We start from the raw sequence: 20,884 nt of genomic DNA on the forward strand, positions 1-20,884 counted from the left end.
CTAGTCAATCCAGATCATGCCAGGTCAGAGCGGCACCTTTTGTCGTTTGTGACGCTAGGTGACGTTCACCGGCGTGCCGGTGAATTCATCAGGCTAGTGCTGCAGTCCCCCACGGAGACCGCCAGCACGAACTATCGCGTCTTCGCCTCGGCGGAGAACACCGCCGGCCTGCAGCCTCCGGTCCTGGAGGTCACCTCTAATGAGGTAATCGCCCCTGGTGAAGGCGACGACCCCGCTGATCCTGGTCCTGCCCCCTCGGACCTGTGGCCCGGTAGAGTCGACCCCGATACCGGCGTCTGGATCACCAGCGGCACCGATGCTGTCGACGATGGACTGATCGTTACGCGCAGTCACACTGCTGGTCAGCGAATGGCCGTCATCCAGCCAAATGAAAACGTCCTCGGCCCTAACTGGCGCCTGGAAGCGTTGGGCGGCCTGATCGGTGACCGTCTCCATGACTACAGCGCTAGTGGGTATATCCAGATCAAGCTCGCTACTGGGAAGGAATCACAGCGATTCGTTGCGGACGTAAATAATCCAGGAACCTTCATCGCGGAGGACGGGAGCACAGTAGCCAAGAACGCCGACGGCACTTTGCTCCAGACAAATGAGGATTCCACCAGGTTCTCTACATGGTCGAAGGTTGGCCAGGAGTACCTGATCACAAGCACTGGAACATCGAGAACGAACCTGTATGGAATCGCCTACGACGGGCAGGGGCGGGTGAGCCGTCTGGCGGCCGCACCGATGGGAACAGAAGCCGACTGTTCCACTTTCGCTTCTTCGTGTGCATCGATTATTTTCCGCTACGCCACCACAACCACGGCTACTTCAGCCGCTCTGGGCGACATCGTCGGCCAGCTCAAAGCGCTTGAATTCGTAAGGGCGGACGGCGCCTCAGCGGGGACTGTAGTTACCTACTCTTACGATTCTTCGAAGGCGCTGCGTCAGGTTCAGGACCTTCGTCAGATAGAAGAAGACCCAATCAAGACGAGTTCCTACGACTACGACGCCCAGGGCAACATCACCAAGCTGTCCACAGCCGAAAACGGCACGTGGAGCCTTACGTATGCGGGGCTCGGCAAGCTTGCCTCTGCGACCAAGGCCCCTGCACCGATGGCGGCAGGCCTTCAGTCCCACTGCATCTACGCATCTCAGTACATGTGGGGCACAGATGGCTGCTGGGTTTCCGGCGGGGTCCCCATGGACTACGGCGCTACTCTTCTTAAGCAGAAGTGGATGCGCACTCCGGGGGGTAAATCTGTAGTCGGCGTTGAGAACGACCACTGCACGTTTTCTGTCGACCGCCCAGGCAGTTCCACTATTAAGGGTGGATTCGACTTTACGAGAGCGTGCGACATGCACGACTATGGCTACGGAGTGATATATTGGAGCAAGACCGACAAGGTCTGGACCAAGGCCAAAAAGGGCTCTGTAGATGCCGTCTTCTACACGACCCTACGCGACTATACCTGCAACGCATATCCGGTCACCGGAAAGGCGCCTGTTCGTGGCAATACGGTGTACCCTCGAAAGGTCTGCCAGGATAAGGCTGCCTTCTACTACCAGGGCGTCAAGAATGCGGGCGGCTTCCTCATGTAGCAGCAGGCCGCTCTACTAATGGAATTAAATCATGGGGTGGCCGGTCTTTGCCGGTCACCCGATGATTGTGCAGGCGTTATACTCGAAAGGCTTGCGGAATGCTAGGTCTCCTATTTCCCTATAAATTTCTAAAGCTATATCTGATGGTACTAGCCATCACCACTATAGCGGTAACAGTGATGCTCTTAAGCGGAAAAGACACCGTCGCGATCTGGCCGCTAGTCATTATCACTGCCCCTCTAGGGCTCGTTCTATTGGCGACGCTCTCTGCGATGTCATTTGAATGGTGGCCGGCAGGATTTGAATGGATACTCCCCATCGCGTTGTGTGGACTTTTAATGCTGCTGGGAACTGTTCAGGCATGGCTGCTGGGACAGCTTGTTCACAGACTTAATCGATCGACCGAAGGCTGAGTGGAGCAATGCTGCTGCGCACAGACTGCCTCAGTAGGGGTGTTGGTAAATAGTTGATCTTGAGGGTCTGCGGGTTGGTGGTGGCCAGAGTCTGTGCCGGTGTCTCGTTAGGGGATCGTTCACCGGGCACTCCTCGATGCGTCCAGCGGCCCTGCTCCAGCTCAGGTGGGCGAGTCCCGTAAGACCCGCCCGACAATGTGCCCGGTGAGCAGGGGTTGACCCACGGCCCCGGCATGTTGAAGATTTGAGTGGCTTGGGTCCGATTTCTGCTGTTCATAGAGTGAAGAGCACGAGGAGTCGACGGGAACGTGGGTGTAGTGCCTGTGAGCGTGCGCGATGTTGGCGTGTCCTCGCTGGCAGAACGCGCTGATGACGAGGTTGCGCAGGCCGCGATCGTGACGGCAGTTCCAGCTTGGGCGGCCGAAGTTGTCCACTCGGCCGCCCCAACAGTTCGGTCTTTGGCCGGTCGCACCGCGAGGCTCGGTATTCCTGGCCGATCGGCGCGCATCCCGCCGCCGGGCGCTCTGCCTCGGTTCGCAATCAAGTCACGTCACCAGCGCCTGGGCAGGCTTCAGCCGCAGGTCACCGCGGGAGTGGGTTGCGGGCCGCAGGGGCGGCCCTTGTTGGCGCCGCCGTCGACCACGGTGCCGGGTCGCGCGAAGATGAAGTAGCCCTGATTACGGGATCCGGAGTTCCCGGCCACGTTGATGGTGGAAGCGGCCGACAGGCCGATGTGGATGCCGCCGCGCACCGGGGTCCCGGAGGGATCGGTGAGCCCGTCCGGGGCGCCGCCGTTGCGGCGGAAGGTGTTCCCGGTCACGCTCGCCGTGGCGATCGTGTCGCGGATGTACAGGCCCGCGGTGCGGTTGTCCACGAACCGGTTGCCGGTGACTTTGTCGCTGAAGATGTAGGCGTTGATGCCGACGGAGTTGTCCTTGAACGTGTTGTTCTCGACCGTGTTCCCGACCGAGGTTCCGCTCAGCCACATCGCCGTGTCGGTGTTCTTGAAGACGTTGTCCCTGAGCGTGTTGTTCCGGCTCTCGAAACCCAGCGTTGCCGGGAAGTCGTCGAAGACGTTGCCCGTCACGGTGCTGTTGTCCGACTGCGCGAATTGCAGACGCCCGGACGTGAGACGGCTGGACGTCAGCGTCACCGCCGACTGGTTGAAGACGGTGATGCCGTGCAAAGCGCAGCGGTCGACCGTCCACCGGCTGAGGACCGTCTGAAAGCCGTCCAGGACGCATCGCGCGCGCGAACCGCTGATCGTGCCGCTGGTCCCGATGTTCGCGTCGATCTTGCCGCCGACGGTCGTGACATTGGTGATCGTGACGTTGGTCGCCAGGTAGAGCGCGATGCTCTGGAAGAAGCCCTCGATCCGGCCGTTGCGCACGGTGATTCCGGTCCTCGGGACCTGGTGGTCGCCGGCCTGGATGCCCGCGCCGGATCCGTCCCCGCGGATGGTGTGGCCGTTCAGGTTGATCGTGACGTTGTCCGCGCCGATGATGAGCCCGTCGCCGGAGCAGGTCAGGTCTTCGGTGAGGGTGGCGCTGGTGAGGAGTACGAGCCCGCATCCCAGGCCGGTGGCGGCAGGATCCGGGGTGGGGTCGGCCGAGGCGGGGGCCTGACCGAGCCCGAGGGTGAGGGCGGCAAGCAGGATGGCGACGAAACCCCTTCCTGCGCGCCGCCCGGGTAACGACGACGATCCGAAACCCCGTACCGTCTGACTAATCCGATTCGCGCCCATTTTGCTCCCCTTGGTGGACTGAAACAGGTGCTCGAGCGACTTCGTCGACCTAGATAACCGTCTCAGTATGGCCAAAGTGATACAGCTTGGCGAGGGTCGTATTTCGTCAGAGCGGCACTTTAATGGCCGCGTCGGCCGATGTATTTAGGGCGTGCGTTCACCGTCTTAAGTGCATGTGCTCACCGCTGCCGACCGATGGCGGCGACGAAGAGCCCCCACTCGGCGGGAGTGGTGAGGACGGACGGCCCGCCGGGGTCCTTGCTGTCCCGTACCGCGACCACCCCCGGCAGATTGACCGCCACTTCGACACACTGACCGCCGCTGCCGCCAGAGTACGACGACTTAGTCCATGTGGCAGTGCTCAGGTCCATTGCTGACTCGTACTCCTTACCATCGACGGCCGAGGTGTGGTTCAGCAGTTGAACGTGTGGCTCTTGATAGCGCTGATGAAATGCTTCCACTCGCCCGAGGTGGAGACGAGAGCGGGAGTCTCCGGCGTTTTGCTGTCACGGACCGCTACCACGCGGGGCAGATTTGAGGCGACCTCAACGCACTGACCGCCGTTGTCCCCGGAGTACGACGACTTCCGCCAGATGGCGCAGTTCAGTTCCATTCCTGTCCCGCCTCCCTGATCATTTTCAATGATACGTGCTCAGGATAAGCCCACAGACGTATCGCCTCATAGCGGTTCCAAACAGAGGCGACCAGCTCTGGGTCGTCCGTGATCTGGCCTTCGGCTGAAGAGTCCGCATGGATGGTATCGGGTTCGCCGTGTGGAAGTTCGGCGATCATGAAAGCACCCAGCCGACCTGCTACACACTGTGAATCGACGACTTGTACGCAAATTGCTGGATGCTGTGCCATCTCGACCAGGTGCATGAGTTGTTCGCGCATCATCGCGACATCGCCAAGTGGCTGGCGCAGCACGCCCTGGTCGATGAGGCAGAGCAGCATGGGGGGCTCATCCCGATCCAGGATGGCTTGACGTTGCATCCTCGCTCGAACGCGCTCGTCTACGTCCTTGGAGGTGACGCGTGGCCCCTGGCTGAAGATGTGTCGGGCGTACGACTCCGTCTGGAGGAGGCCGGGGATCAGGAGGGGATCCCAGGACCGCAGGACCAGTGCGTAGGGCTCGATCTGGTCTGCCCAGTCCATGAACCATCTTGGGCCGCCGGGGCGGGCGGTTATGCGGCGATATAGCGTGACGAAATAGTTTCTTTCGTCGTGGCCGAAGATGAGGTCCAGCTTTTCCGCGTCCGACTTGGACGGCGTGCGCTTGGCCATCTCCAGGCGGCTCACCTGTGTCTGTGTGCATCCCAGACGTGCCGCGACGGCCGCCTGTGACCACTGCTTGGCCTCGCGAAGGCGGCGCATTTCAGCGCCGAAACGGGCCTGTGGGGAGCTTGGGGGAGGGGTTGGAGGGGTGGTGGTCTCCGGGGGCTTGGCGTTCTCATCCATGTAATTCTCCGACGGTGCGGGGGTATTTCGGCCGGTCAGCTCGTCATACCACGCCTCCGTCTCCGATATCAGGCGATCAGCATTCGTTGGCCCCCGCTGGCCTGCGAATTCTGCTCCTGACGGGCCCGTCCTCTCCAGAATTGATCAATACGCGGCCCTCTGCGGTGAGAGCGGCGAAACAAACAGATTTACACCATTCAAATGGAAATGCCATCCTGAGCATCGTGGCCCGGCACAACGAGGTCGCGGGCCGCTCGGGGGCGACTGGAGGGCGGGGCGATGACGGCGCGGCCAGAGGTCGGTTCGGTGAGGACGGCGCGTCTGCTGGGGAGGGCCGAGCTTCCCGGAAGGGCGGCGTCGGTGGGGCTGGCGCGGGTGTTCGTACGGGAGGTGTTGCGCGCCGGGGGCTGCCCGGAGACGGACGACGCGGTGCTCATGGTCAGCGAGCTGGTAACGAACGCGCTCCAGCATTCGCGCTCGGGGCATCGTCCGGACGGGCGCCTGGTCGTCGTGCTCACCGACCACGGTGACGCGGTCCAGGTGGACGTGATGGACGAGGGGTCGATCGAGCGGCCGCACGTCCGGCGGGAGGTGGACGACGGCGCGGAGGGCGGGCGGGGGCTGTGGCTGGTATGCGAGCTGGCCGCGTCCTGGGGCTGGCGCAAGGACGAGGACGGCCACGTGGTCTGGTTCCAGATCCCTGCGGAGGCCCGGGACACGTCCGCGCACCCGGCTCCCTGGCTCTCCACCGCGCACTAGCCGCGGGTTCCTCCGCGAGCGCGTCCGGCTCGGGGAGGTTGACGACGATCGGATCGACCCGACCTCGCTACGGCCCAGACCGTCTCCGTCTCCGTGGAGGGGTTGATCTCCTGGTGGATCACGTGGGCCGGGATGCCGGCGTGGCGCCCGGGGGAGACGCCGCGCCGGCGAGGGCCTGGCCGTCGCAGGACGCTACGACGGCCAGGCCGGGGGAACGGCGGTCAGGCGGTCACCGGGTCAGCCGCCGTTGATGACGAACTGGGTGCCCTGTTCTCTGACGATGTTGCCGGTCGCCGAGTTGGTGATGGTGACGTTGGACAGGGTCGCCGTGCCGCGGGCGCCGTTCATCGCCAGGATTCCGGCGCCGTTGTTGGACTTGTCGATCTTCACGTTGGTGATCGAGGCCGTCACGCTTCCGCCGCCCGACTTGAACTGGATGCCGTCGTACGTCGAGTCGTAAATATCGGTGTCTCGTAGTACGACGCCGGGGATGTCCCTGCTCTGCGCGAAGAACGTGATGGCGCCGAACTTCTGGTTCTCGCCCCAGAAGACGCCACCGGCCCGGTAGAGCGCGTTGTTGGCGATCAGCGTCGTCCCCGAGAACGGCAGGGGGTCGTGGTCGGTCGCCAGCATGATGCCCGGGTAGTTCATCGTGTCGTAGATCAGGTTGTTCTCGATCGTGTTGCCGTAGCCGCCGTAGATCGCGATGCCGTTCGCGCGCCACGGGAGCTGGATCGTGTTGTTCACGAAGTGGTTGTCGTGCCCGATGTCCACGGACGCGTCCTTGACGTACCGGTTGGCCCAGACCGCCAGGGAGTCGTCGCCGGTCGTACGGAAGGACGAGTTGAACACCCGCGAGTTCCGCGTGCCGTTGGAGAAGTTGATGCCGTCGGCGTAGGTGTCGCGGATGCGCATGCCGGTGAACTCCAGACCGTCACCCGGGCCCCAGAGCGCCGGGATGTTGTCGTAGTCACGGCCGACCCAGACGGCCACGTTGGCGTGCTCGATCCACACGTTGCTGATCTTGGTGCTGCGGCCGAACCGCCCGTTCAGCCCCACACCGCCCTCGGCGCCACCCGGTCCGCCGCGGATCCGGCCCGAACCGAAGATGGCGATGTCGGAGATCTGCACGTTGTCGTCGATGTCGAAGCCGAAGTTACCCTCGTGCGGGTGGTTGATGCCGCCCGCCAGGTGCGGCTCGGTCAGCGTGTAGAACTGCGAGTGCCACATGCCCGCGCCGCGGATCGTGACATTGCTGATGCCCACCTGGTTGTACTGACCCCGGTTCAGCGGGTCGTCGGTGAGGATCTTCTGCTCCTGACGCCACTGGCCCGGCGGGATCCAGACACAGCTGATGACGCCGTTCTGGTCGTCGGTCACCGCGCGCTGGATGGCGGCGGTGTCGTCGTTCCCGTCGTTCGGGACCGCGCCGTAGGCCGTGATCGAGGTGCACCCGGCCGGCTGGCTCAGCGGCGGCGCGACCTGCTCCAGGTCGATGAAGTCGATGATGTAGAAGGACGCCGTGTCGCCCGCGTCGCGCTGCAGCTTGAACCGGGTGCCGGGCGGGTAGCTCGCCGGCAGCAGCGCGTGCGCCTCGTCGAACAGCCGCCGAGCGTCGCCGCCGGGGGTGTTCGTCAGGCCCTCGGGGTCGTCGGTGTTCCCGTACAGCCAGCTGTGGCGCGACGAGAGGTTCAGCTTCTGGACGAAGGCGTCGTTGACGTAGAGGCTGATGGTCGCCTCGATGCCGTTGCCGTTCGCCGAGTCGGGGATCGAGTTGCGCACCACGATCGAGTTGGACTGGTTGGTCGAGGTGAACTCGACGAACTGCCCGGTGCTGTTCAGCCGCACCGACTTGCGGCCCGAGGACTCGGTCGCGAAGTTGGTGTGCCCGAAGGTGCGCAGCGGGTCGGCCTCCAGCAGCGTGCCCTGGTAGCGGGCGGCCTCGGCCTCGTACTCGACCCACGGGACCGCCGCGCCGCGCCCGACCACGATGGCCTGCGTGAACGTGTTGTTGGTCTCGTTGGTCTCGGCGACGACGTTGGTCGCGTCGGCGGTCGCGGTGATGGTGGCGGCGGTGGCGGTCCAGCTCCCGCTGATGGCCACGTTCACCGTCGCGCCCGCCGCGATCGACGGGGTGTTGGTGTTGAGCGTCGTGCCGCCCACGGCCACGCGGGTGACCGTGGTGGCGCCGGTCGCGGTGGTGCCGCGGTTCTTCACGGACACGCTGAACGTGACCGCCGCTCCGACGGCCGGGTTCGGCGGGTTGGAGGTGACGCCGAGCACCTGCAGGTCGGGGCCGGGAGCCTGCGCGACCACGAGCTGCGACGCCGCGGTGAAGAGGTTGTTGGTCTCGTCCTGCTCGAAGACGCTGTTGTCCGCGTCCACCCGGGCACTGACCGTGTACGAGCCCTCGCCGCGGGTGCCGATGTTCGCGGTCACCGTGGCGGTGGCGCCGACGGCCAGGGCGGGGACGTTGGCGGTGCCGGCCAGCGCGCCGCCGAGGTTGAAGTTGACGCTGTCCGCCGGGGAGGCCAGCGTGCCCTGGTTCTTGACCGTGGCCGACAGCGTGATCGCCTGGGTCTCATCCGGCGAGGTCGGGGACCAGGTGAGGCCGGTGACGGTGAGGTCGGGGTTCGGTGCGGGGGTGCCGATGACCTGGAACTCGGCGGCCTGTCCGGCGGGGGCGCCGGAGTTGCCGGTGTATTTGAGCTGGACGTCGGCGACGCGGCCGGTGACCGGGATGGTCACGGTGTTGCCGCTGGCCGGGTTGAAGCTGTACTGGGTGGCGTTGGTGAGGCCGGTGAACGCGGTGGCGCTCTGCTCACGGCCGAGGACCTGGATGGTCTGGGTGCGCGGGCCCCAGATGCTGTCGGGGTTGAGCTTGACGACGACCTGGTTGATGTCGGCGTTGGCGCCGAGTTGCACGGTGAGGGTGTTGGGGTAGCCGGCGGCGCCTTCCCAGTAGGTGGCGAGGTTGTCGTCGTTGGCGTTGGCGGGCACGAAGGTGAACACCGAGCCGTTGGCGGTGATGGGCTTGCCGAGGGCGAGGTTGGTGCCGCCGCCGCCTGAGCCGGTGCGGGTGACGGTGTTGCTGGGGTCGGACTCGTTGCCCGCCGCGTCTTTGGCCGTGACGTGGTACGACACGGTGGCGGTGTCGGGCTGGTCGTCGGTGTAGGTCAGGACGTTGCCCGCGACGGTGCCGCGCAGTGTGCTGTCGGCGTAGATGTTGTATCCGGTGACGCCGACGTTGTCGGTGGAGGCGTTCCAGGTCAGCCGGATCTGGCCGGAACCCGGCTGCGTGTAGGCCAGGCCGCCCGGAGCCGTGGGCTTCTGGGTGTCGCCGCCGGTGCCGTCGGGGCCGTAGACCTCGAATTCGGAGATCTGTCCGGCGGGCCAGCCGGTGTTGGCGGTGATGTTCAGCCGGACGTAGCGGGCGGTGGTGGCGGTGAAGTTGATGGTGACGGTGTTGCCGGTGGCGGGGTTGAAGGTGTATCCGGCGGAGGCGACGGTCGTGGTGGTGGGCGGGTTGGCGGTCCCGGTCAGCACCGAGAGGGTCTGGGTGCGGGTCTGCCAGGCGGCGATGCCGGGGAGTTTGAGGACGATCTGGTCGATGCTGAGGGCGGAGCCGAGGTCGACCTGGATCCATTGGGGGAAGGCGTTGTTGACGCTTTCCCAGTAGGTGGCGGCGTTGCCGTCGGTGGCGTTGCCGGCTCCGTAGACGTCGGCGTGGCCGCTTTCGGTGGTGGGTTTGCCGGCGGCGAGGTTGGGTCCTGCGGCCGATGCCGGCAGGCCGGGCGCGAACGCGACCATCAGGGCGGCCGAGAGCACGGCCGCGACCAGCCGTAACACCGGATGCTTTCTACTCATTACTGTCTCTATCTCTCATCAGGGACAAAAGACGCGACGGGAATCCGGGGAAACCGTCGCCGGGGGGTGCTGATCTCAACGCGGAGGACGGAAAGCGCTCGGTCCGTGCCGCGGAAAGGCGGCGACCGTCCGCGCGATGCGGTAGCCGACATCACCGGGGGCCTCCATGGGGGGATGGGGGCGGGGCGGATGCACGGACGCGGTGCGCTCCAACCAGAAGTTGCGGAGATTAGAGAGAGAAATAACAGTGGTTTGCAAGATTTTTGCAGACCGTTGGCCAAAGGTTACATACGTGCTACGGCCGCGTCAACGGTTGGAAAGCAAGGCTTCTGAACCGGTCCGATGCCGAAAGTGACAAGAGCAGGTCAGGACGCCCGCCGGGTCGCCTCGCCGTGAACTCCCAGGCGTGGTCGGCGGCACGATCTCCGTATCCGTAGGCGGATCCCTCCGCGCGGTCACGACCTCCGATGCCGCGCGCCGCGGCGATCCGTGCCCCCGCCGTCCCTGTCGGTCACCGCGCGCGGGCGCGGCGGCGCGGCCCGGCACGGCATTTTGAAAGAAGGCGCGGAGAGGCGTCGATGCAAGATTTTCCTAATGCCGATTCCCCGGGTCTTTCGGCGTGCAGTCAGGGAGCCCGCTCGGGGCCGTCACGTGATCGGGGAAATCGATGCTGAATCGACGACGATTACTCGCCTCGGTGCCATAACCGGCGGCGCGAACGCGAGGTGTCGATGCGGTTCGGCTTCACCGAGACCGACGTCTTCGGCCTGGTCAACGAGAAGCCGTTCGACCCCAACCGGGTGGACTTCACGATCAAGCGCGGCACGACGGAGATCTGGAACCTGTCCAACGGGGACAGTCCCCTCGGCATCGAGCACACCTTCCACATGCACCTGGTGCAGTTCCGGGTGCTGGAGCGCAACGGCGCCGCGCCGCTGCCCGAGGACGCGGGCGTCAAGGACACCGGGCAACTGCCCGCGAACGACACCGTGAAGGTCCAGGCCACCTTCAAGGACTACCTCGGCCGGTACGTGTACGACTGCCACTTCCTGGAGCACTCGTCGCTCGGGATGATGGCGCAGATGGAGATCGTCCCCTGGCCCACATGGCCAACGCGGTCGGCTCGGTGCGTCCAACGGCCACCGAGCCGGCCGTTCATGCTCGCCGTCGGCGCCTCGTTCAGAGGCTTTCGACCTCGGTCAGGTCGATGTCGATCTCGAACGGGTCAGAGAGTTGCAGCTTGTCCTGGTAGACGCTCGGCTCTCCGTAGGCACCCGTGGCCCGATCCAGCTTGTAGGTGTAGACGATCGCCGAATCCGCGTCAGCTTCGACTCGCCAGAAGTGAGGGATCCCGGCCTCGGCGTACAGGGTGGGCTTGCGCTCGCGGTCACGTACTTCCGACTCCGGGCTGACGACCTCGACGGCGAGCAGGACATCGGACGCCTGGTAGGCGGTGACGTTGAGCCCTAGATCGGCGCTGGCGCGGATTATGGTGAGGTCCGGTTCTGGACGTTGCCTTGGTCCGAGGATGACACTCATCTCGCGGCGGACGCGGAACTCGGACGGTACGTACCTGCGCAGTCCCACTTCGAGAATCGTGGTGATCAGCGCATGGAAGGAAGCTTGCGGGCTCACAAGGACCAAGCTTCCATCGATCAACTCTGTGTGTGCAGGCAGATCCGGCAAGTGATCGAGGTCTTCCGCCTTGAATCCCTCTGGCGGCGGAATCAGCCAGTCGGGAAGCTGGGGGTCTGTCATGATTTCGCTCCGGACCTGGACTGCCATGGCTTCACGCTAGCAATCGCACGCGCTTCTCCAGGTAACTTTCCCCGTGCTGAGGCAACGGAACGCGATCGGCTGATCACGAGTCGGCCCCTCCGTCGCGCTTCGGGTTCCGGGCGTCGCCGTGAAGATCACGACGAGGCCCGGAACGCGCGGAGCTACGAGGCGCGGCGGCCCGCGGTCTGTGGGGGGGACTCGCCGGGGCCCGCGGTGCGTTGCGGGGGGACCACCGGGGTCGGGCGGACCAGGCCGAGGGCGACGACCTCGTTGGCCAGCCGGGTGCGGCGGTTGATGCCCTCTGGGATGCGGAACTTCTGGTACAGGCGCAGCAGGTGCTGCTTGACGGCGGCCTCGGTCACCACGAGGTCGTCGGCGATCTCGCGCGCGGTCGCCGGCGCCACGAAGGCCTCGTCCGACAGCGCGGGGCGGCACAGGGACGTGAGCACGTCGACCTCGCGCCGGGTGAGCTCGGGCGCGGCGGCCCTGCGCAGCTCGACCTCGGGCGCGAAGTCCTCCCTGGGCACGCCGCCCACCCTGCACCGGGCGGCGCCGAAGGACACGACGTCGCCGTCGTCAAGGACCCTCCGGGCGATCGGCCTGCCGTTCACCCGTGTGCCGTTGCGGGACAGGCCCAGATCAACGACGTACAGGTAAGGTCCACGGCGGACGAACTCGGCGTGCAACCGTGACACGCTCGGATCGGCCAGCCTGACGTCGACGCCTCGGCCTCGGCCGATCGTCGTGACTTCGGGGCGCAACGGGACGACCTCGCCGGTGTCCTCGACGCGTATGAACGGCCCCTCCACCGGCAGTTCCTCCCCAGGTAGCCCGCCGTTACTTCCGCTACAGCTCCGGCTTACCCAAACGAGGGGTTGGGGAATCGCCTTTGCCGTAACGAGAATCGCTGCAGAAATTGGTCTGGACCTCCTCGGCCGGTTTTACCTGCTCACAGGTAGACTTCGGACGAAGATAAGCGGAGGAAACAACACATGGCGGACAACCCCACCAAAGGTCTCGCCGATGTCGTCGCCGCGTCTACAGCGCTGAGCGACATCGACGGCAGAGCCGGTCGCCTCTTCTATCGCGGCTACGACATCCATGATCTAGCCGGGCGTACGAGCTTCGAAGAGACCGCGCACCTGCTCCAGCACGGCACGCTCCCCACGCGTAAGCAGCTTGCCGACTACTGGGCGGAACTCGTCCGGGGTCGGGCGCTGGGAGATCTCGTCCAGGCGAACATCGCCGAGATCGCCGAGAAGCAGGCCCCCATGGAGGCCCTGCGCACCCTGGTGTCCCTGGCCGGCGCCGACGACGCCGACAAGGACTCCACCGCGGCCGACGCCAACCGGCGCAAGGCGGCGCGCCTGACGGCCCAGCAGCCCCTGCTCGTCGCGCGCTACCACGGCGCGCGCACCGGCGTCACCCCCCGTGAGGCCGACCCGTCCCTCAGCATCGCGGCGAACTTCCTGTTGCAGATCACCGGTCGCGAGCCGGACCCGCGCCAGGTCGAGATCTTCGACGAGTGCCTCGTGCTGCACGCCGACCACACCATGAACGCGTCCACCTTCGCCGCCCGCGTCTGCGCGGCGACGCTGTCGGACATGCACTCGGCGATCGTGGCGGCGATCGGCACGCTGAAGGGCCCGCTGCACGGCGGCGCCAACGAGCAGGTGATGCGCACTCTTGAGAGCATCCCCGCAGACGGCGTGGCGGCGGCCGTGCGCGAGAAGCTGTCGCGCGGCGAGAAGATCATGGGCTTCGGCCACCGGGTCTACAAGACCGAGGACCCGCGCGCGACTCACCTGCGCAAGATGTCGCGCGAGTTGGGTGAGGCGAGCGGGGACGACACCTACTATCGGATGTCGAAGGAGATGGAAGAGGTCGTCTTCGCGGAGAAGGGGCTGTACCCGAACGTCGATTTCTACGCGGCGACGGTCTACCACTACCTCGGCATCCCGACGGACCTGTTCACTCCGGTGTTCTCGGTCAGCAGGATGTCCGGTTGGACGGCGCATGTGATCGAGCAGCACGCCGACAACCGGCTGATCCGCCCGGACAGCGAGTACATCGGAGAGCGTGACCAGAAGTGGACACCGATTGACGAACGGTAAGGCATGGGGGCCGTACCTGCTGACCGTGGTGGGTGCGGCCTTCGGCCTCGGCGCGATCGCGATGGGCCTGCCCGCGTGGGCGGGCTCATTGATCGTCGCCTGCTCGGTGCTCGCGGGCGCCGTCCTGCGGTTGATCGTCCCCGGCGAGGGCGACAACCTGCTCGCCGTGCGCAGCAGGCGCACCGATGTGGTGATCTCCGGAGTCCTCGGCGTCGCCCTTGGCGTGGTCGCCGTCAGCGTCGCCGTGCAGTGGATCATGGGTAGGCAGTAAGCCGGATTTGCCCGGTCCGGTAGCCTCAACCGGCATTGTTTCCACGAAAGACCGGTTGGCCAGCCTAGTCGTAAGAAGTTGTGAGAAGGGGAACCCCAAGCATGCCCAAGATCAAGGTAGCGGGTCCCGTCGTCGAACTCGACGGCGACGAGATGACCCGGATCATCTGGAAGTTCATCAAGGACCAGTTGATCCTGCCCTACCTCGACGTCGACCTCAAGTACTACGACCTGGGGATCGAGCACCGCGACGCGACCGACGACCAGGTGACGGTCGACGCCGCGAACGCCATCAAGCAGTACGGCGTGGGGGTGAAGTGCGCCACCATCACCCCGGACGAGGCGCGGGTCGAGGAGTTCGGCCTGAAGAAGATGTGGCGGTCGCCGAACGGCACCATCCGTAACATCCTCGGTGGCGTCATCTTCCGCGAGCCGATCATCATGTCGAACGTCCCGAGGCTCGTGCCCGGCTGGACCAAGCCGATCGTCGTCGGCCGTCACGCCTTCGGCGACCAGTACCGTGCCACCGACCTCAAGGTGCCGGGCGAGGGCACGCTGACCCTGACGTACACCCCCAAGGACGGCTCGGAGCCCATCGAGCTGGACGTCTACGACTTCCCCGGCCCCGGCGTCGCCCTCGCGATGTACAACCTGGACGAGTCGATCCGCGACTTCGCCCGCGCCTCCATGCGGTACGGCCTGGCCCGCAACTACCCGGTCTACCTGTCGACGAAGAACACGATCCTCAAGGCCTACGACGGCCGGTTCAAGGACATCTTCGCCGAGGTCTTCGAGACCGAGTTCAAGGCCGAGTTCGAGGCCGCCGGCATCACCTACGAGCACCGGCTGATCGACGACATGGTCGCCGCGTCGCTCAAGTGGGAGGGCGGCTACGTCTGGGCCTGCAAGAACTACGACGGTGACGTGCAGTCCGACACCGTCGCCCAGGGCTTCGGGTCGCTCGGCCTGATGACCTCGGTCCTCATGTCCCCCGACGGCCGCACGGTCGAGGCCGAGGCCGCGCACGGCACGGTCACGCGCCACTACCGCGAGCACCAGAAGGGCAACCCCACCTCCACCAACCCGATCGCCTCGATCTTCGCCTGGACCCGCGGCCTCGCCCACCGGGGCAAGCTGGACGACCAGCCCGAGGTGACCGCGTTCGCCGAGGCGCTGGAGCAGGTCTGCGTCGAGACCGTCGAGGGCGGTCAGATGACCAAGGATCTCGCCCTGCTCGTGGGCGGCGACGCCAAGTGGCTGACCACCCAGGACTTCCTGGCCGCGCTGGATGAGAACCTCAAGAAGAAGATGGCCGGCTGATCTTCCGGGCCGCCATGTGACGCACGAGGGGCCGTCCGCCGTCGTACCGGCGGGCGGCCCTTGGCGTTCCCGGTGTTCCCGCCCGGCCCGGGTGTCTCGACCGGGGGTGTCTCGGCGGGGACGACTCGGGAGGTTACGGCGTGGTCTCGGCCCCCTGTAAAGCCACCAAGGGGTCGTAAAGTTCTCATGGTCGACACTTGGCGAAACCAACGGGACGGGGAATGCCGGAAATCGGGCCGCTTGAACGGGGAGACCCCCGGCAGTTAGGCCCTTTCGAACTCACCGGGCGCATCGGGGAGGGCGGTCAGGGGGTCGTCTACCTCGGCCAGGACGCGGCGGGTGAGCGTGCGGCGGTCAAGCTGCTGCACGTCAAGTTCAGCGGCGACCGCACGGCCAGGTCGCGCTTCGCCCGCGAGCTCAAGGCCGCCGAGCGGGTGGCCTCGTTCTGCACGGCCCGGGTCCTCGGCGCCGACCTCGACGGCGACACCCCGTACATCGCCAGCGAGTACATCGACGGCCGGCCGCTGCGCCAGACCGTCGAGACCACGGGCCCGATCTCGGGCAGCGCGCTGGAGCGGCTCGCGGTGGGCACGGCGACGGCGCTGACGGCCATCCACCACGCGGGCATCGTGCACCGCGACTTCAAGCCCGACAACGTGCTGATGGCCGCCGACGGCCCGCGCGTGGTCGACTTCGGCATCGCCCGCATCCTGGACTCGACGGGGACGATCACCAGCAGGGCCGTCGGCACGCCCGCGTACATGGCGCCCGAGCAGATCTCCGGCGGCGAGGTCGGCCCGGCCGCCGACGTGTTCGCCTGGGCGGCGACGATCGCGTTCGCGGCCACCGGGGACGTGCCGTTCGGCGGCAACTCGATCGCTGTCGTGCTCAACCGGGTGCTCAACGACGACGTGGACGTCAGCGGCCTGCCGGACCCGCTGCGCGGCGTCGTGCGCGCGTGCCTGAGCAAGGCCCCGGCCGAGCGCCCGACGGCCGACCGCATCCTGCTGCGCCTGCTCGGCCACTCCGAGGAGGCCGGCGCGTCCACCGCCGTCCTGAGCCAGGGCGCCGAGCTGGCCGCCCGCGAGACGGGCGCGCGCACGCTGTTGTCGGGCGTGTGGAACCGGCGGGCGAGCGGGACCCGCGGGGCCGAGACGAGCGGAGGGAACGGCGGGAACGGAGGCGCGGTCGTTGCGCCGCCGGAGCCGGTCGTCGTCGCGGCCGGCCCACCGCCCCGGGACAAGAGGCGCGGCGGCCGGTGGCTGGCGGCGGCGGTCGCGGTGGCCGTCCTGGCCGGCGGCGGCGCCGTGGCCGTACGGCGGTGGGGGCCCGAGCTGGGACTGACCGGTTCCGGATCTCCGAAGCCTCCGGCGGCGACGCCGACCGCGAAGGCGAGCACGTCGCCCCGGACGTTCTTATCGGTCGCGGACAAGGCGGCCGAGACGCACAAGCTGACCATCGCCATGCGCAACCTGCTGCCGGGCATCGCGCTCGGCAGCGGCGGTGCCTGGACCGGGTTCGAGGTCGAGCTCGGCACCTACATCGCCCGGCAGCTCGGCGTCCCCGCGAGCGGCGTCACCTTCCGCGAGTCCGGCCCGGCCGAGCGGGTGCCGATGCTGGAGAAGGGCGCGGCGGACCTGGTGATCGCCACGTACTCGATCAACGACGACGACCGGGTGACCTTCGCCGGGCCGTACTACACGGCGCACGTGGACGTGCTCGTCCGCGACGGGGACCCGTACACCAAGATCGAGGATCTGAAGGGCCGCAACCTCTGCGCTCCCGCGACCAGCGTCACGATCGGCATGGTGCAGGACGTCGTCAAGGTGCGGCTGGTGCCCGCCGGGCACTACAGCGAGTGCATGAATCTGCTGCGGGAGGGCAAGGTGGACGCGGTCCCCGGCGACGACCTGCTGCTGGCGGGCTTCGCCGACCGCGAGAACATCCGCTACCGCGTGCTGGGCGCGAAGCTGTCGAACGAGCGGTACGCCGTGGCGATCAAGAAGGGCGACACCCGGACGTGCAAGGCCGTGCGGGCGGCCATCGTCCGGTTCTACACCGACGGGACGGCCAAGGCGCTGCTCAAGAAGTACTTCTCGAAGGTGCACTTCAGGCCCGAGACGGCGATGCCCGCGCCGGTGAGCTGCGACTGATCACTCGCCGGACGGGGCGCCCGTCCCGCCGTCGCCGGCCGTCCTCGTGGTGGCCTCGATGGTCTCGGCGGCGGCCCTGGCCCAGGCCACGGTCGTGCGGGTGTTCTTGATGCCGAGGTCGAGGGCGAAGTCGCCGACGTTTCCCGGCTCGGCGCCGAGATCCCTCGCGGAGGCGAACAGCTCCTCCAGCTCGCGGAGCCTGGCGGTCGCGTCCGCCTCGACCCTCCGCAGGACGGTGAGGGCGTCGGACGGCTCCAGCAGCGGGAGCAGGAAGGCCTGGAGCGCCCTCTCGCTGCGCACGGGCCCCGAGGGGGTGTGCTCCGTGAGCCAGCGGCGCAGCTCGTCCGACCCCTCCCGCGTGATCGTGTAGGTCTTGCGCCCGCGCGTGCCCTGGGCCTCGACCGTGATCAGGCCGTCGGCCGCCATCTTCGCCAGCTCCGGATAGATCTGGCTGTGCCCCGCCTGCCAGACGTAGTTGATCGACCGCTCGAACGCCTTGGTCAGGTCGTATCCGCTGGCCGGTCCCGCGTACGTCAGCAGGCCGAGGAGGGCGACGCGAAGAGACATGACGTCATCGTACTCAAGGATTGACATGTCTGGCTAGACATGTCATCTTCTACATGTTTGCTCAGACATCAAACGGCCTTGAGAGGGCGACATGACGATGACCGGACCGGCGGCCGCGGCCCCGGCGGACGTGCGCGGCGAATCGGTCGCCGGCGCGGCACAGGGGACCGCGGCACAAGGGGCGAAGGGCAACGGGCTGCTGCTGTTCGCCGTCCTCGGCGGCATGTTCCTGGCGATGCTCGACCAGACGATCGTGGGCACGGCCCTGCCGCGCATCACCGCCGAACTCGGCGGGGCCGGCGGGCTCTACACCTGGGTCGTGACCTCCTACCTGCTCACCTCGACGGTGACGGTCCCCCTGTACGGGAGGCTCTCGGACGTCTACGGGCGCAAGCCGCTGCTGCTCATCGGCGTGACGGTCTTCCTCTTGGGGTCCGTGCTGAGCGGCCTCGCCCAGGACATGGGCCAGCTCATCGCCTTCCGCGGCGTCCAGGGGCTCGGCGCGGGCGCGCTGCTGCCGCTGTCCCTGGCCCTGGTCGCCGACCTGTTCCCGCCGGAGAAGAGCGGCAGGGTGCAGGGCGCGCTCGGCGGCGTGATGGCGGCGAGCTACATCGCCGGGCCCTTCCTCGGCGGAGTCTTCACCGACCAGACGAGCTGGCGCTGGGCGTTCTACGTGAACATCCCCATCGGCCTGGTGCTGCTGGCGATCATCGTCCGGCGCCTGCCCCGCGTGCCCGGCAGCGGCGGGTCGCGCCCCGACTACCTGGGCATCGCGGTGTTCAGCGCCGCGATCAGCTCCCTGCTCATCGGCCTGACCGAGCGCGGCCTGGACGACCACACCTGGACCAGCGCCCCCGTGATCGGCCCGCTGCTCGCGGCGGCGGTGCTGCTGGTGGCGTTCGTCCTGGTCGAGCGGCGGGCCGTGCAGCCGATCATCCCGCTGGAGCTGTTCCGCAGCCGCACCTACACGATCGGCAACATCGCCTCGTTCTGCACCGCGTCCTGCCTGTACGCCGGGGCGGTCTTCCTGCCGCGCTATTTTCAGGAGGCGCAGGGCCAGAGCGCGACGGCCTCGGGCCTGCACATCTACCCGCTGATGCTCGCCATGCTCGCCGGCAGCGTCCTCACCGGCGCGCTGATCAGCAAGACCCGCCGGTACAAGCCGTGGCTGCTCGCCGCGCCGTTCTTCGGCGTGGCGGGGGCCGTGCTGTGCGCGGGCCTGGAGGTGGACACGCCGTCGTGGGCGCTGGTGGGCTGGATGGCGCTGATCGGCCTCGGTGTCGGCCCGATGCTGTCGGGCCTGACGGTCGCCGTCCAGTACTCCGTGCCGCCCGCCCACATCGGGACGGCCAGCGCGAACCTCACGTTCTTCCGCCAGATCGGCGGCTCGGTGGCCCTGGCCATCGCCGGGACCGTCTACACCTCGGTCGTCCGCGAGCAGGCGACCGCCCACCACGCGCTGACGGACGCGCACGCCGCCGCGGCGGCGACGGTCATCCCGTGGCTGGCGGCGATCGGGGCCGCCGTCGCGCTCGTGGCGCTGATCTTCCTGCCGAACAACACGGTCACGCCCAGGCGGGGCGCGCCCATGCCCGCCGCCGTCGATTGACGCGCTCTCCGGCATGAATCCCGGAGATTCAGCCTGTGCCGCACGTGCGGCACTTCTGCGGCTTCCTGCTTCACCGACCTGCGCCACCGAAGTGGTCTTACCGGGTCTCCACAGGCTTTCGAACCCAAGGGCTCCGTTCCCGCCCATCCGGCGGTACCTGACGCGAGCAGGCTAACAGACGCCGATCCGCCATAGCGGCGGATCGGCTTTCCCTGCCCCGCTACGCGGGAGAATCCGCTTCACCCCCGGCCTGAAGACCGGAGCACTACGGACGAATCCGGTAGCCCGGTCAGGGAGGGCGCGCCGGGTGGTCCGGGAGGGGACGATCTCCCTCGCCCGGACGGAGGCGGTGCGCGAACTTTGCCCTCCTGTGGGGTTGACCTGGACGGGGAAGCGCGTGTCGGGCGGGCGGGGCGCGAGCCCCACGGCGTTGAATTGATCACGAAACGCTTGGGGGTCGCACAGTAATGGGTCTGTTCTCGACGGGCGTCGCCGCCGGTCTCGTCCTCTTCCTCATCACCGGGGTCACCGCCGCCCCGGTGGTGGCGAACGCCTCGTCCCTGCCGGTTTCCCGCCTCTGGGGAGGGGCCGATCTGTCGGTGCGCATGACCGTCTCGCCGCGCGTCGCCCAGCCGGGGCGGTGGCTGGCGTACCAGGTGAGGGTGCGCAACGCCGGGCCGGGCGACGCCGTCCTGCCCGTGCTCACGATCAAGATCCCGGATGAGGTCGAGATCGCCGCGGTCAACGTGGCGAGCTGCCGGCCGGGCGCAGGGCGGGGCAAGAACCATGCGGGCAATCATGTCGGCAATGAGGTGGTGTGCCCGTCGCCCGTGGACATCCGGGCGGGGGGCACCGGCGCGGTCACCGTCCTCGGGGTGGTCCGGCCGGGCGCCCGGGGGCCGCTGCGCGCGTCCGCCGTCCTGACCTCCGAGGTGGTCGACGAGAACGAGGCCGACAACCGTGCCGAGGTCGTCACGCAGGTCGCCGAGGGGGCGGGCCCGCCCGTGCGGCTCTCGCCCGGCCACCGCGCGCGGCCCGGGCGGCGCGCCCCGGCCAAGGCGGCGGCGGGCGGGAAGACCACCAGGGCGGCGGGCGGCAAGGACTCGTGGCGGGCGCGCGCGGCACGGCCGGCCGCCCGTCCGGGGCCAGGCCGGCGGCGCTGAGGACGCCGGGGAGGAGACCGGGGGCACCGGTGACCCCGGTGCCCTGGACGGCGGCGGGTAGCCCGG

Annotated in this window: 16 protein-coding genes and 1 pseudogene; 9 read left to right on the forward strand and 8 right to left on the reverse strand. The window is 67.3% G+C overall.

What is annotated here, in order from left to right:
* On the forward strand, positions 1-1,602 hold a 1,602-nt coding region (locus tag AB0M95_RS31545), incomplete at its 5' end, for a phospholipase A2 (RefSeq protein WP_363772408.1).
* 984 nt (positions 1,603-2,586) lie between these two features.
* Here the strand turns inward: AB0M95_RS31545 and AB0M95_RS31550 are convergent.
* The 4 genes from AB0M95_RS31550 to AB0M95_RS31565 form a co-directional block, all read right to left on the reverse strand.
* Positions 2,587-3,759 carry a right-handed parallel beta-helix repeat-containing protein gene (locus AB0M95_RS31550; protein WP_363772410.1) on the reverse strand — a complete coding sequence of 391 codons (1,173 nt, stop codon included), beginning with the start codon at positions 3,757-3,759 and terminating at the stop codon, positions 2,587-2,589.
* A gap of 179 nt (positions 3,760-3,938) precedes the next feature.
* Positions 3,939-4,130: a DUF397 domain-containing protein gene (locus tag AB0M95_RS31555; RefSeq protein ID WP_363772413.1), complete on the reverse strand. Its 192-nt coding sequence runs from the start codon at positions 4,128-4,130 to the stop codon at positions 3,939-3,941.
* 41 nt (positions 4,131-4,171) lie between these two features.
* Positions 4,172-4,372 carry a DUF397 domain-containing protein gene (locus AB0M95_RS31560; RefSeq protein ID WP_358524945.1) on the reverse strand — a complete coding sequence of 67 codons (201 nt, stop codon included), beginning with the start codon at positions 4,370-4,372 and terminating at the stop codon, positions 4,172-4,174.
* Positions 4,363-5,217, reverse strand: a complete 855-nt coding sequence (locus AB0M95_RS31565) for a helix-turn-helix transcriptional regulator (protein ID WP_363772416.1) — start codon at positions 5,215-5,217, stop codon at positions 4,363-4,365. Before AB0M95_RS31565 ends, AB0M95_RS31560 begins: the two co-directional genes overlap by 10 nt.
* 306 nt (positions 5,218-5,523) lie before the next feature.
* Between AB0M95_RS31565 and AB0M95_RS31570 the strand changes: the two genes are divergently transcribed.
* Positions 5,524-5,976 carry an ATP-binding protein gene (locus tag AB0M95_RS31570; RefSeq protein ID WP_363772419.1) on the forward strand — a complete coding sequence of 151 codons (453 nt, stop codon included), beginning with the start codon at positions 5,524-5,526 and terminating at the stop codon, positions 5,974-5,976.
* 237 nt (positions 5,977-6,213) lie between these two features.
* Here the strand turns inward: AB0M95_RS31570 and AB0M95_RS31575 are convergent, their stop codons facing one another.
* Positions 6,214-9,843 carry a CARDB domain-containing protein gene (locus AB0M95_RS31575; protein ID WP_363772422.1) on the reverse strand — a complete coding sequence of 1,210 codons (3,630 nt, stop codon included), beginning with the start codon at positions 9,841-9,843 and terminating at the stop codon, positions 6,214-6,216.
* A gap of 731 nt (positions 9,844-10,574) precedes the next feature.
* Here AB0M95_RS31575 and AB0M95_RS31580 point away from each other — a divergent pair.
* Positions 10,575-10,874, forward strand: a pseudogene (locus tag AB0M95_RS31580) (multicopper oxidase domain-containing protein); the annotation flags it as partial.
* A gap of 148 nt (positions 10,875-11,022) precedes the next feature.
* Here AB0M95_RS31580 and AB0M95_RS31585 read toward each other — a convergent pair.
* Both AB0M95_RS31585 and AB0M95_RS31590 read right to left on the reverse strand, forming a co-directional pair.
* Positions 11,023-11,628: a Uma2 family endonuclease gene (locus tag AB0M95_RS31585; protein ID WP_363772425.1), complete on the reverse strand. Its 606-nt coding sequence runs from the start codon at positions 11,626-11,628 to the stop codon at positions 11,023-11,025.
* Positions 11,629-11,783: 155 nt separating this feature from the next.
* Positions 11,784-12,431 carry an FHA domain-containing protein gene (locus tag AB0M95_RS31590; RefSeq protein WP_114031322.1) on the reverse strand — a complete coding sequence of 216 codons (648 nt, stop codon included), beginning with the start codon at positions 12,429-12,431 and terminating at the stop codon, positions 11,784-11,786.
* A gap of 183 nt (positions 12,432-12,614) precedes the next feature.
* Here AB0M95_RS31590 and AB0M95_RS31595 point away from each other — a divergent pair, with 183 nt between their 5' ends.
* The 4 genes from AB0M95_RS31595 to AB0M95_RS31610 all read left to right on the forward strand — a co-directional run bounded on the left by AB0M95_RS31595 (position 12,615) and on the right by AB0M95_RS31610 (position 17,479).
* Positions 12,615-13,736: a citrate/2-methylcitrate synthase gene (locus AB0M95_RS31595; protein WP_363772428.1), complete on the forward strand. Its 1,122-nt coding sequence runs from the start codon at positions 12,615-12,617 to the stop codon at positions 13,734-13,736.
* Positions 13,723-14,007 (forward strand): DUF3017 domain-containing protein, encoded by a 285-nt coding sequence (locus AB0M95_RS31600; RefSeq protein ID WP_363772431.1) that lies wholly within the window; start codon positions 13,723-13,725, stop codon positions 14,005-14,007. The genes AB0M95_RS31595 and AB0M95_RS31600 overlap by 14 nt, the downstream gene beginning before the upstream one ends.
* Positions 14,008-14,108: 101 nt before the next feature.
* The gene (locus tag AB0M95_RS31605) at positions 14,109-15,326 is read left to right on the forward strand and encodes an NADP-dependent isocitrate dehydrogenase (RefSeq protein ID WP_363772434.1); all 1,218 of its coding nucleotides are present in this window, start codon (positions 14,109-14,111) and stop codon (positions 15,324-15,326) included.
* A 221-nt stretch (positions 15,327-15,547) separates the two neighbouring features.
* Positions 15,548-17,479, forward strand: coding sequence for a serine/threonine-protein kinase (locus AB0M95_RS31610; RefSeq protein ID WP_363772437.1), 1,932 nt, complete (start codon positions 15,548-15,550; stop codon positions 17,477-17,479).
* On the opposite strand, the gene AB0M95_RS31615 is transcribed toward AB0M95_RS31610, so the two are convergent.
* On the reverse strand, positions 17,480-18,046 hold the full coding sequence (locus AB0M95_RS31615; protein ID WP_363772440.1) for a PadR family transcriptional regulator: 567 nt from the start codon (positions 18,044-18,046) through the stop codon (positions 17,480-17,482).
* Between the two features lie 91 nt (positions 18,047-18,137).
* On the opposite strand from AB0M95_RS31615, the gene AB0M95_RS31620 reads away from it, so the two are divergent.
* Positions 18,138-19,655 carry an MDR family MFS transporter gene (locus AB0M95_RS31620; RefSeq protein WP_363772443.1) on the forward strand — a complete coding sequence of 506 codons (1,518 nt, stop codon included), beginning with the start codon at positions 18,138-18,140 and terminating at the stop codon, positions 19,653-19,655.
* Positions 19,656-20,122: 467 nt separating this feature from the next.
* On the forward strand, positions 20,123-20,818 hold the full coding sequence (locus AB0M95_RS31625) for a hypothetical protein (protein ID WP_363772446.1): 696 nt from the start codon (positions 20,123-20,125) through the stop codon (positions 20,816-20,818).
* The last annotated feature ends 66 nt before the right edge of the window (positions 20,819-20,884 follow it).

Origin of the sequence: Sphaerisporangium sp. NPDC051017 (genome assembly GCF_040683095.1) — a bacterium.
Taxonomy (GTDB): domain Bacteria; phylum Actinomycetota; class Actinomycetes; order Streptosporangiales; family Streptosporangiaceae; genus Sphaerisporangium.

Coding starts and splice junctions, on each gene's coding strand:
- AB0M95_RS31565 (WP_363772416.1), bottom strand. CDS start 5,217: ATGGATGAGAACGCCAAGCCCCCGGAGACCACCACCCCTCCAACCCCT.
- AB0M95_RS31550 (WP_363772410.1), bottom strand. CDS start 3,759: ATGGGCGCGAATCGGATTAGTCAGACGGTACGGGGTTTCGGATCGTCG.
- AB0M95_RS31625 (WP_363772446.1), top strand. CDS start 20,123: ATGGGTCTGTTCTCGACGGGCGTCGCCGCCGGTCTCGTCCTCTTCCTC.
- AB0M95_RS31595 (WP_363772428.1), top strand. CDS start 12,615: ATGGCGGACAACCCCACCAAAGGTCTCGCCGATGTCGTCGCCGCGTCT.
- AB0M95_RS31575 (WP_363772422.1), bottom strand. CDS start 9,843: ATGAGTAGAAAGCATCCGGTGTTACGGCTGGTCGCGGCCGTGCTCTCG.
- AB0M95_RS31615 (WP_363772440.1), bottom strand. CDS start 18,046: ATGTCTCTTCGCGTCGCCCTCCTCGGCCTGCTGACGTACGCGGGACCG.
- AB0M95_RS31605 (WP_363772434.1), top strand. CDS start 14,109: ATGCCCAAGATCAAGGTAGCGGGTCCCGTCGTCGAACTCGACGGCGAC.
- AB0M95_RS31560 (WP_358524945.1), bottom strand. CDS start 4,372: ATGGAACTGAACTGCGCCATCTGGCGGAAGTCGTCGTACTCCGGGGAC.
- AB0M95_RS31585 (WP_363772425.1), bottom strand. CDS start 11,628: ATGGCAGTCCAGGTCCGGAGCGAAATCATGACAGACCCCCAGCTTCCC.
- AB0M95_RS31620 (WP_363772443.1), top strand. CDS start 18,138: ATGACGATGACCGGACCGGCGGCCGCGGCCCCGGCGGACGTGCGCGGC.
- AB0M95_RS31610 (WP_363772437.1), top strand. CDS start 15,548: ATGCCGGAAATCGGGCCGCTTGAACGGGGAGACCCCCGGCAGTTAGGC.
- AB0M95_RS31555 (WP_363772413.1), bottom strand. CDS start 4,130: ATGGACCTGAGCACTGCCACATGGACTAAGTCGTCGTACTCTGGCGGC.